Annotated in this window: 7 protein-coding genes; 2 read left to right on the top strand and 5 right to left on the bottom strand. The window is 70.9% G+C overall.

What is annotated here, in order from left to right:
• Positions 1-18: 18 nt before the first annotated feature.
• The 4 genes from AB0M35_RS12435 to AB0M35_RS12450 form a co-directional block, all read right to left on the bottom strand.
• Positions 19-1,401 (bottom strand): rhodanese-like domain-containing protein, encoded by a 1,383-nt coding sequence (locus AB0M35_RS12435; RefSeq protein ID WP_363744573.1) that lies wholly within the window; start codon positions 1,399-1,401, stop codon positions 19-21.
• A 119-nt stretch (positions 1,402-1,520) separates the two neighbouring features.
• A complete protein-coding gene (locus AB0M35_RS12440) occupies positions 1,521-1,946 on the bottom strand; it encodes a carbonic anhydrase (RefSeq protein ID WP_363744575.1) in 426 nt (141 codons plus the stop codon).
• A complete protein-coding gene (gene sulP / locus AB0M35_RS12445; RefSeq protein WP_363744577.1) occupies positions 1,943-3,724 on the bottom strand; it encodes a sulfate permease in 1,782 nt (593 codons plus the stop codon). Before sulP ends, AB0M35_RS12440 begins: the two co-directional genes overlap by 4 nt.
• Complete coding sequence (locus tag AB0M35_RS12450; protein ID WP_363744579.1) at positions 3,721-4,311, bottom strand: rhodanese-like domain-containing protein; 591 nt, start codon at positions 4,309-4,311, stop codon at positions 3,721-3,723. Before AB0M35_RS12450 ends, sulP begins: the two co-directional genes overlap by 4 nt.
• Positions 4,312-4,478: 167 nt before the next feature.
• Here AB0M35_RS12450 and AB0M35_RS12455 point away from each other — a divergent pair, with 167 nt between their 5' ends.
• Positions 4,479-4,745 carry a metal-sensitive transcriptional regulator gene (locus tag AB0M35_RS12455; RefSeq protein ID WP_363744581.1) on the top strand — a complete coding sequence of 89 codons (267 nt, stop codon included), beginning with the start codon at positions 4,479-4,481 and terminating at the stop codon, positions 4,743-4,745.
• A gap of 116 nt (positions 4,746-4,861) precedes the next feature.
• Here the strand turns inward: AB0M35_RS12455 and AB0M35_RS12460 are convergent, their stop codons facing one another.
• Positions 4,862-10,324 carry a carboxyl transferase domain-containing protein gene (locus AB0M35_RS12460; RefSeq protein ID WP_363744583.1) on the bottom strand — a complete coding sequence of 1,821 codons (5,463 nt, stop codon included), beginning with the start codon at positions 10,322-10,324 and terminating at the stop codon, positions 4,862-4,864.
• A 279-nt stretch (positions 10,325-10,603) separates the two neighbouring features.
• Between AB0M35_RS12460 and AB0M35_RS12465 the strand changes: the two genes are divergently transcribed.
• The gene (locus AB0M35_RS12465; RefSeq protein WP_363744585.1) at positions 10,604-11,050 is read left to right on the top strand and encodes a helix-turn-helix transcriptional regulator; all 447 of its coding nucleotides are present in this window, start codon (positions 10,604-10,606) and stop codon (positions 11,048-11,050) included.
• The last annotated feature ends 16 nt before the right edge of the window (positions 11,051-11,066 follow it).

The following is an 11,066-nucleotide window of genomic DNA, read 5'->3' on the forward strand; positions in this document are numbered from 1 at the left end:
CCCCGACCGGCCGGACACTCAGCGCGCGGCGGCGTGCAGCGACTGCCAGGCGCCGTACCCGCCGAGCAGGTCGGAGACGTCGACCCGGCCTGCGGTACGCAGCAGGCTGGCTGCGACCGAGGAACGGTAGCCGCCGGCGCAGTGCACCACGATCGGCCGGTCGGCCGGCACCTCGTCGAGGCGGCGGGTCAACTCGGCGAGAGGAATGTGCAGTGAGCCCTCGACGGCGCCCTGCTCCCGTTCGCCCGCGTTACGGACGTCGAGCACCACGGGCGGCTCGGGGCGTTCCAGCGCCTCGCGCAACTCGGTGGCGGTGACCCGGCTGGCCCGGGTCATCTCGGCGATCATCTCCAGGAAGGCGGCCTCCGGCTCGCGGAGGTAGCCGAGCACCTGGTCGAAGCCGATCCGGGCGAGGCGTACGACGATCTCCTCCTCGCGGTCCTGCGGCGCCACCACCAGCACGCGGCCCTGCGGCGAGAGGACGCTGCCGGCGGTCTCGGCGAACCGGCCGTCCGCCGGGATGTTGACCGCACCCCGCAGGTGGCCGGTGGCGAACTCCTGCGGGTCGCGGGTGTCGACCACCACCGCGCCCTCGGCGTGGGCCTGCGCGAACTCGGCCGCGGTGAGCGGGCGGGCGGCCCGGGTCGGGTCGAACAGTTCGCGGGCCTTGCGATTGAGCACGGCGTCGAAGGCGAAGTAGCCGGGCGCGGCCGGCTGCCCGCCGGTGACCAGGGCGACGAACTGCTCCTCGCTCATCGGGGCACAGGCGTAGTTGGTGCGACGCTGCTCGCCGATGGTGGACTGCCGCTCGGTGGACAGGTTCTTGCCGCAGGCTGAACCGGCACCGTGGGCCGGGAAGACGCGGACCTCGTCCGGCAGACTCATCAGCTTGCGCTGGACGCTGTCGTAGAGCATCCGGCCCAACTCGTCGGCGGTCACGCCGAGCGAGGCGAGCAGGTCGGGGCGGCCGACGTCCCCGATGAACAGGGCGTCGCCGGTCAGCACCCCGTACGGCACCGGGTCGTCGGCGTGCTCGTGGACCAGGATGCTGATCGACTCCGGGGTGTGGCCCGGGGTCTCCATGATCTCCAGGGTCACCTCGCCGAGGCTGATCCGCTCCCCGTCGCGCAGCTTGCGGATCGGGTACTCGGTCTCGGCCCGGTGCCCGTAGCCGATCCAGGCACCGGTGGCCGCCGCCACCTCCAGGTGGCCGGCGAGGAAGTCGGCGTGGAAGTGGGTGTTGATCACCCCGTCGATGGTCAGGCCGCGGGCGCGGGCGTCGGCGAGGTACTCGTCGATGTCCCGACGAGGGTCGACCAGTACGGCACGCTTGGTGCTCTCGTCGGCGATCAGGTACGACGCCTGGGACAGGCAGTCCAGGTAGTACTGGGTGAACAGCATTTCTGCCAACTCCTTCACAGTGATGGCGGCTGATGTACCGCTCCTAATGTATACCCCCGGGGGTATCTGAATGACAGTCGTGACCAACGCAACTTCGTGCAGCCCGTACCCGGGTCGTGTTACGCAGGCGGCCGGGGCGCAGGCGACACCTCGACGACGAGTTCGGGATCCCAGCAGCGCTCCCCGCACTGGCCGGCGTGCACCGCGAGGATCCGGGTGTCGGGCAACCGTCGCGCGAGTCGGGCCACACTCAGGCGGAGCTGGTCATGATGCTCGTCGACGGACACCGGATTGCCCGCGCAGTCGGCGTGCCCGGCGATGACCAGCGTGCCGCTGCCATGAGCCTGCTGCGACACCGCCACCTTCTCCAGCACGGCGGTCAGCCGCTGCTCGCCGGTCGTGGCCAGCACCGCCTCAGGTCCCGGCTCCGTGATCGTGTCGAGGTAGTCGACGTCGAGGTGTCGGCGCACCCACTCGTCGAGCGGGCGCTGGATGCGCCCGTCGATGCAGGTGACCATCGTGGCGAAACGCTGCGGCCTGGTCATCGCACCTCCTGGGCGTCATCCGTGCTGCTACCGACCATCGCGAACGTGGCCCGGTCCCCGGCCGCTCCGAAGGCTGCGGCGCCTTCGGCCGCCGCCAGGGCGGTGGGAATGTCGGGGTGCACATGGCCCGCGTCGCGGACCGATTGCCACACCCCGGCGCGATCGAGCAGATCGCGTACCGGTCCCCGGACGGTGGCCAGGTGCAGCACCACCTCGTGCCCGGCGAGCCGTTCGCGCAGCTCCGCCAGGGCGGTCGCGCCGTCGGTGTCGATGTCGGTGATCGCACTGGCGTCCAGCACGATGGCCGTCAGGCCCGCCCGTTGCTCGGCCAGGGCGAGCAGTTGATCGGAGAGACGTTGGGCGTTGGCGAAGTAGAGCGGACCGTCGACCCGGACGACCGCGAATCGCGGGTCGGTGAGCAGGCCGGTGAACCGCTGCACGTTGCGGTACCGGTCGGTGTCCGGCACCCGGCCGAGTTCGGCGGTGTGCGGCCGGGCGGAGCGCCACAGGAAGACCCCGAGGCTGAACGCCACGCCTGCCGCGAGTCCCGGCTCGACCCCGAGGAGCAGGGTGACCAGGAAGGTCAGGGCCAGTGCCAGACCGTCGGTGCGGCGTACCCGCCACGCGGTGGCCGCACCCCTGCCGTCGACCAGTCCCAGCACGGCGACCACCACGATCGCGGCGAGGACCGCCCGGGGCAGGTGGTGGAAGGCGGGTGTCAGCACCAGCGCGGTGACCGCCACCATCGCCGCGGTCACCAGCGTCGCCACCGGCGTACGGGCACCGGCGGAGAAGTTGACCGCGCTGCGGGAGAAGCCGCCGGCCACCGGGAACGCCTGGAACAGTCCGGCCGACACGTTGGCCGCGCCCACCGCCACCAGTTCCTGGTCCGGGCCGACCTGCTGGCGGGACTTCGCGGCGAGCGTCTTGGCCACCGCGATGCCCTCCAGGTACGCCACCAGCGCGATGGCGATCGCCGCCGGCAGGAGCGCCTGGACGTCCTGGCCGGAAAGGGTCGGCAGGGCGGGCACCGGCAGGCCAGCCGGCACGTTCGAGAGGATCTTGACGCCTCGATCGCCGAGCGAGAGCGCGGCGCTGACCGCGGTGATGCTGGCGACCACGAGCAACGCGCCGGGCAACCGTGGTGCGTACCGGCGCAGCAGCACCAGCGCGACGACGCTGACCAGCGACACGATGACGGTCAGTCCGTGGGCGGTGGTGGCCGCGCCCCACAGCGCCGCCACGATCTCCGGGAAGGTCTCCGCGCGGCCCATGTTCAGCCCGAACAGGTCCTTGACCTGGCTGGCGGCGATGACGATCGCAGCCGCCGAGGTGAACCCGGACAGCACCGGATGGGACATGAAGTTGACCAGCACCCCGAGCCGCAGCACGCCCAGCAGCACCTGGATGGCGCCGACCAGCAGGGCGAGCAGACCGGCCAGCGCCGCGTACCGGGCCGGGTCACCGTCGGCCTGGGGAGCCAACGCCGCGCTGGTCATCAGGGCGGTGATGGCCACCGGACCGACAGCGAGGGAGCCGGAGGTGCCCAGCAGGGCGTAGACCACCAGCGGCACGATCGAGGCGTACAGGCCGGTGACCGGCGGCATTCCGGCCAGGGTGGCGTACGCCATGCTCTGTGGCACCAACATGACGGCCACCGTCAGACCGGCTGTCAGGTCGTGGCGGAGGATGTTCCGGTCATAGTGGCGCAACCAGCCGACCAGTGGCACGACCCGGGCCAGGCCGGTGCGATCCTGCCGGGGGTAGGCCGAACTCATGCCCGCAGCCCCGGTTCGCGCAGCCGGGCGAGGGAGGCGTCCACGTCGCAGCCGGCACCACGGTTGTACGGCAGCTTGGACAGCATCATGCCCATGGCGCAGGTGTTGCTCAGCGCGGCGAAGGTCAGGCCGGCCCCGATGAACCCGGCCACGAACCGCGCCGCCGGCACCCAGATGCTGATCACGATCGACAGCAGGACGATGACGCCGGCCACCAGGCGCACCTGGCGCTCCAGGCCCCACCGCTCACGACCCCGCTCGACCGGGCCGCCCGCGGTGATCCAGGCGTTCATCCCCCCGGTGACCACGGTGGCCGCAGGCAGTCCGGCGTTGACCAGTTTGGTGCAGGCCTGGCTGGCCCGGGCGCCGGACTGGCAGATCAGCAGCATCCGACCGCCGGCGTCGTTGACGATCCGCCCCAGGTGCGCGTCGACCTGGTCCAGCGGCAGGTTGATCGAGCCGGGCACGTGGGCGCTGTCATATTCCCCGGGCGTACGCACATCCACGATCAGCGTGTCAGGGTTGTTGGCGATCAGTGCGCGGGCGGTGGCAACGTCGATGGCGGGTGACGTGTTCTTGGTGCTCATGTTGTGGCACTCCCTCGATCCGTAGGCGTGGATACCCCCAGGGGTATATGAATCGAGTATGTCCGAGCCGGCCGGCGACGGCAAACCGACGAAGAGTGCCGATGGGTGCAGGTCGGGCGTATACCCCCGGGTGTACTGTTGATTTGCGCTGATCGAGAGGGGGGAACATGCAGGTGGACGAAGACGCGGTCGGTGATGTGATCAAGCGACTCCGCCGCGCAGAGGGGCAGATCCGTGGCGTCATCGGCATGCTCGAAGACGGGCGGGACTGTGCCGAGGTGGTGACTCAGCTCGCAGCCGTGTCGCGCGCCCTGGACCGCGCCGGATTCAAGATCATTGCGAGTGGTCTCCAGCAGTGCGTCACCGCCGCACCGGGCGAGGAACGGAAGGCCAACCTCGACCAGATGGAGAAGCTGTTCCTGTCGCTGGCCTAACCGGCACCCGCGGCCGAGCGGGTCACTGCCGCATCACCCCTGCCGGGGTCGGTGGGGCGGTCGAATTACGCCGCCACCGGCAGGGCCGGCGGTGAGCCGGCCCTGCTGTGAGCGACCTAACGCAGGTGCGCCTCGATGGCCTCGATGACGCGGGGCCGCAGCTCGGCCGCGCGGATGACGGCGTCGACGGAGCCGACCTCGACCGCACGGTGGATGTTGTGCACCCGGTCGAACTCGGCGGCCACCTCGCCGAGCTTCTCCGCTCGCACCGACGAGCGCAGCTCGTCGAGTTCCGCGGTCAACGCGGCACGGTCGGCGCCGGAGGCGGCGACGACCCGGGCCTGAAGGTCCCGTACGCGGGCATCGGCGGCGGTACGCGCGTCGACGTCGCGGGCGAACACCACGGCGGCGGCCGGTGCGCCACCCAGCACCGAGGCGAACGAACCCTCCAGCGCCAACACCGTCATGTTGGGGTTCAACGCCTTCGAGAAGACCACGAACGCGCCACCGTGGTACCGCGAGATCACACAGAACACGATGGGCCCACGGAAGTTCACGATCGCCCGGCCGATCTCGGCGCCGTACTCCAGTTGCAGCTTGCGCATCGACTCCGGCGAGCCGTCGAAGCCGGACAGGTTGGCCAGCACCACCAGTGGGCGATTGCCGCTGGCCGCGTTGATCGCCCGCGCGGCCTTCTTCGACGACCGAGGGAACAACGTGCCCGCGGTGTAGGTGTCCGGGCCGTCGGTGGGTGGGAAGCCGTGGCGCGGCACCGCCCGCGACTCGATGCCGAGCAGACACACCGGCATACCACCGAGGTGCACGTCCTGCACCACTGCGGTCTCCGCGTCGGCCATCCCCGCCCACCGCTCCAGGATCGGGTGGTCCTGGTCGGACAGGGCCCGCATCACCGTACGGATGTCGAACGGCTTCTTGCGGTCCGGGTTGGCCTCGGCGGAGAAGATCTCGCCCACCGTGCTGAAGTCGCTGCCGGCCACCGAGTGCGGGAAGTCCGAGATGTCCCGGTCGACCGGGTCGGTGGTGCCGGTACGCCGGGGCGCCGACTCGCCCGGTGCGACGTACGTGTGGTCGTAGTGCGCCATCAGCACATCGCGCGCCGCGGGCAGGTTCGGTGCCCAGTACTGCGCCTGCCCGTTCGGGCCCATCACCCGGTCGTAGCCGCCGATGCCGAAGTTGTCCTCTGCGGAGACGCCACCGGAGAAGTCGAGTGACTGCTTGCCGGTGAGCACCATCGCCGAGTCCGGCGTCATCACCAGCACACCCTTGGTGTGCATGAGCATCGTGGCCTCGGCGTTCCAGTACGGCTGCGCACCGACGTTGATGCCGGCCACCACGATGTTGATCTCGCCGCCGTCCTGGGTGAACTCGACGATCCGCTTGAGCGCCGCCGCCACCCAGTCCATGTTCTCGGTGCCCGAGGTCATCGAGATCCGGGCGCCGGCGGACAGCGCGTACCACTCCAGCGGCACCTGCATCCGCTCGGCCAGATCCAGCGCGGCGATCACCCGGCGGCACTCCGGCTCCGACAGCGCGCCCAGCGCCTTCGTCGGGTCGCCGAGCAGGATCACCCGGGTGACGCCCTGCGGGTGCCGGGCGGTCTTCGTGCTGACCACACCCGCGACGATCGCCGCGCTGTTGCGGCCCTTCGGCCGGTCCACCGGCACGAGCGTGTGGGTCTCGTCGAGGTCGTACTCGACGAAGTCGCCGAGCAGCCGGGTCAACTCGTACGGGTAGACGGTGTTGCGGCTGCTGGCCCGCAGCACCTTCAGCCGGTAATCGTCGAGCGGCTCGATCGCCTCGACCGGCGGCTCGCCGACGGTCAGCTCGGCACCGCCGGTGGCGTCGAAGGTGATCCGGATCCCGACCTTGATCAACTGGCCGGTGGCGCGGTCCCGCTGCCGCGCGATGAACAGCATCTCCTCCAGCCCGGCGCCCGCCGTCGTCGGACGCACCCGCCCGGCGATCATCTCCATCTCGGCGCGGGTCAGACCGCTCGGCGGCCACACGTAGATCACGATGCGGTTGGTGTTGAAACGGGTCTTCGACGACTGCAGTGACCGGGCCCGGCGGATCGAGTCGAGGCAGGCCGCCACCGCGTCCTCGGTGGTCGGCAACGCGACCAGTCGCCCGTCGTGGTCGCGCAGCTCGGTCAGGTCGCGTACCTGCGCGAACGCGACGAGACGATCGTCGGACGGGTTCTCCCGGGCCACGCACTGGAACAGGTAGACCTCCTCGTCCGCCGACGGCAGCCGGGTCAGGTCGAACTTGCGCAGCCGCTCCAGTTGCATCCGCTGCGCGATGTACGGGTGCAGGCCACGGATCAACCGCTCCTCGGCCATCCCGGTGTCCGCCGGACGGAACGTGAAGTGGTGGTGCATGACCGCCCCACCGCTGCCCGCGACGGTGGTGGTGAGCCGGCGTACCTGCGGCGGCAGTGGCTGCTCGTTGACCACCGCGAGCAGCGCCGTCGCCATCGCGTCGAAGTCCTCCGGCTGGTTCTCCCAGGAGAGGTAGATGTCCGCGTTGACGGCCTCCTCGTCGGCGGCGAGTTCGGCGAGCCCGCGCAGGGCGCCGCCCAACGCGTCGAAGCCCACCGCCGTGGAGACCAGGGACGAGTCGGCGCGTTCGGCGACCACGAACGTGCAGCCGGCCACCTCGTGAGTGCGTACACCGATGAGCTGCTTGTTGCCGTAGTACCGCCGGGTCAGCACCTCCAGCATCACCGTGTTGTCGAGGTAGTCGCGCAGCAGCCGCTGGCCGAGCAGCCGGACCAGCGGCTCGGTGCTGCGTACCATCGCGGCGATTCGCTCGTCCCGGTCCGGCGCGTCCGGGTGCGCGTCCAGATGGCGCAGGTGGTTGCGGACCTCGGCGTAGACCCGGGCCCGATTGCGGCGCAGCAGCGGCTGGGCGAACCAGGCGAAGACCACACCGCGGGCGAGGTCGGCGATCACCGGGAAGCGGACCTGCGTGGCCGACAGCAGCCGCTCCAACGCGAGACCGATCGGCTCGCGCAGCGCCTCCTCCGGCGGCGGCTCCCGCAGCCACGCGCGCAGCACCGCCGTGACGACGGCGGCGTCGGCGGAGGCCCGCTGCTGGGCGAGGAAGATCCGGAAGACGGCGGCTTCGAGTTCGGCGCAGCGGTCCAGCTCGACCACGCCGTAGTGCCCGAGCGCCCGGGCCAGCTTGGCCTGGAAGGTGGCCGGCAGGCCGGCCCGCTCGACGTCGAGGCTTTGCAGGTAGGTGTGGAAGTATTCGCGGTCGCTGTGCACGTGGGCGCTGCCGCCGTCCTCGCCCGTGGGGCGGTTGCGGCTCAGCTCGGCGAGGTCGGCGAAGACGTTGAGCAGGTCGAGTTCCTCGGCCAGCGGCCGATGACCGTCCTCGGTGGCCACCTGCCGTGCGGCGAGGTAGTCGTCGAGCACCCGCCGGTCGTCGTGCGGGTCGACGTCGAAGCCGAGCAGCAGACCGCGCAGGTCCTCCTGGCCGCGCCGGGTGCGTTCCAGCGCGGGGATCTGCCGGGGGGCGGTGGGCAGGTCCAGTTCGACGGCGGGGCCGGCGGGATCGTTGCCGGGCTCGGCGTCGTCGTCGGCGATCGGGTCCAGTCGCAGCAGCGGGGTGCCGGCCTCCACCTGGCTGCCCACGGAGACCGCGCATTCCTTCAGTCGCGCCCGGAACGGCGCCCGCAGCACCGTCTCCATCTTCATGGCCTCCAGCACCAGCACCGGCGCGCCCGCCTCGACCTCGGCGCCGACCGGTAGCGGCGTGGCGACGACCAGCGCGGGCATGGGTGCCCGGACCACGCCACCCTCGTCGCGGCTGATCCGGTGCGTCACACCGTCCACCTCGACCAGGTGGATCGGCCCGTGTGTCCCGGTGAGCAGGCGGTGCTGAGCGCCGTTGACGACGATCTGCCCGGTGTGCCGGTCGAACCGGTCGAGTTCGACGTCGGCGGTACGGACCTCGTCCCCGGCCTCGATCCCGACGCGGAACCGGTGTGCGCCGGTGCGCGCCACCCGCATGCGATAGCCGACACCGCGCAGTTTCAGGTCCAACGGTCGGCCGCCGACGTGCTGCACCTGGGGGCGTCCGCCGGCCGCCGTGGCCAGCAGTCGCTGCCGCTCGCCGCGCTCCTCCTCCTCGTACGCCTCGATGGCTGCGGCGGCCAGCGCGACGGCGGAGTGCCGGTGCCCGACGAGCCCACCGGCGGCCCGGATCCGGTCGATCCAGCCGGTGTCCGCGCTGGCGTCGATCACCTCGGGCTGGTCGAGCAGGTCGAGTACGAAGCTCTTGTTGGTCGCGCCACCTTCGATGATCACCGTGGTCTCGGCCATCGCCCGACGTAGCCGGCCGAGCGCCTCGTCGCGGTCACGACCGTAGGCGATGATCTTCGCGATCATCGAGTCGAAGTCGGCCGGGATGGTGTCACCCTCGCTGATGCCGGTGTCCACCCGGATGCCCGGCCCGGCGGGCAGGTCCAGCCGGGCGACCCGACCGGGGGAGGGGGCGAAGTCCCGGTCGGGATCCTCGGCGTTGAGCCGGGCCTCGATGGCGTGTCCCCGCTCGACGGGCGGTTCACCTTCCAGCCGCCGACCCGCGGCCACCCACAGTTGCGCCTTCACCAGGTCGAAGCCGGTGGTGGACTCGGTGATCGGGTGCTCGACCTGTAGCCGGGTGTTGACCTCCAGGAAGGCGAACAGCCGGTCACCGGGGTGGTAGAGGAACTCGACGGTCGCCGCTCCCCGGTAGCCGACGGCGAGCGCCAGCCGCTCGGCCGACGACTTGAGTTCGGCGGCCTGCGCCGCGCTGAGCACCGGCGAGGCGGACTCCTCGATGATCTTCTGGTTGCGTCGCTGCACCGAGCAGTCGCGTACCCCGAGGGCCCAGGCGGTGCCCTGACCGTCGGCGATCACCTGGACCTCGACGTGCCGGGCGCCGGTGACCAGACGCTCCAGGAAGACGACTCCGCTGCCGAACGCCCGTGCCGCCTCCTGGCTGGTGCGCTCGTACGCGTCGGCCAGCTCGGCCTCGCTGGTGATCACCCGGATGCCGCGCCCACCGCCGCCCGCGGTCGCCTTGAGCATCAGCGGATAGCCGATCTCGGCGGCGGCGGCCCGCGCGGCGTTCAGGTTCTCCACCGCGCCCCGGCTCCACGGCGCGACCGGCACGCCGACCTGCTCGGCGATCAGCTTCGCGCCGATCTTGTCACCGAGCTGGCGCATCGCCTCCGGGCTCGGCCCGACGAAGGTGACGCCGATCTTCTCGCACAGCTCCGCGAACGCCGGATCCTCGGCGACGAAGCCCCATCCGACCCACGCCGCGTCGGCCCCGGTCGCCACCAATGCGCGTTCCAGGGTCGCCAGGTTGAGGTACGGCCGGGCCGACGCGGGGCCGAGTTCGTAGGCCATGTCCGCCTCCCGCACGAAGGTGGCGGTGCGGTCGACGTCGGTATAGAGGGCGACGGTCTCGATCCGTGTCCCGGTCTGCGCAGCCAGTTCTCGGGCCGCGTGAATGAGCCGCATGGCGGCTTCTCCACGGTTGACGATGGCGATACGGCTGAACACCCGACCGACCCCTCCGGTAGACCTGTGACGAACGTTGCCGAAGGACGGCAGCCCCGGCAGTGAACACTGTTCTGCCTGCGAACCGGCAGCGCCATGCCGTAACCGCCGAACCCTGCGCGGTCGGGTTGTAGGAACTACACAAAACCTTTTGGTGTCTTCGTCTCAACTGCGCGATACCGTCATCGAACCTCATTCCGGTGCGCAGGGCCAGATGCGCGCCGCCGCTTTCGCGGCCGTCGAAGCTGGGCAACCATCCGGCGCCGTGGCACGATTTCGCAAGTGACCAGCAGAGCCTCCGACGAGCAGCTTCGTGAGTTGGCACGGCTGCGCCGGGTCCGGGACCGCATCGATCGCGAGTACGCGCAGCCGCTCGACGTCGAGGCGCTGGCCCGTGGGGTGAACATGTCGGCCGGACACCTCAGCCGCCAGTTCCGGCTCGCCTACGGCGAGTCGCCGTACGCCTATCTGATGACCCGGCGCATCGAACGGGCGATGGCGCTGCTGCGCCGGGGGGACCTCAGCGTCACCGAGGTCTGTTTCGCGGTCGGTTGTGGGTCGTTGGGCACTTTCAGCACCAGGTTCACCGAGCTGGTCGGCATGCCACCCAGCACCTACCGGCGTCAGGCGCTCTCCGGGCCGGCCGAGATGCCCTCGTGCGTGTCGCGGCAGGTGACCCGGCCGATCAGGATTCGAGAAGCCGCGGTGAGCCGGCCGCGGCTAGCGTGACCGGCGGACACGGACG

Source organism: Micromonospora sp. NPDC051196 (assembly GCF_040682415.1).
GTDB lineage: Bacteria > Actinomycetota > Actinomycetes > Mycobacteriales > Micromonosporaceae > Micromonospora.

Coding starts and splice junctions, on each gene's coding strand:
- AB0M35_RS12440 (WP_363744575.1), bottom strand. CDS start 1,946: ATGACCAGGCCGCAGCGTTTCGCCACGATGGTCACCTGCATCGACGGG.
- AB0M35_RS12455 (WP_363744581.1), top strand. CDS start 4,479: ATGCAGGTGGACGAAGACGCGGTCGGTGATGTGATCAAGCGACTCCGC.
- sulP (WP_363744577.1), bottom strand. CDS start 3,724: ATGAGTTCGGCCTACCCCCGGCAGGATCGCACCGGCCTGGCCCGGGTC.
- AB0M35_RS12435 (WP_363744573.1), bottom strand. CDS start 1,401: ATGCTGTTCACCCAGTACTACCTGGACTGCCTGTCCCAGGCGTCGTAC.
- AB0M35_RS12450 (WP_363744579.1), bottom strand. CDS start 4,311: ATGAGCACCAAGAACACGTCACCCGCCATCGACGTTGCCACCGCCCGC.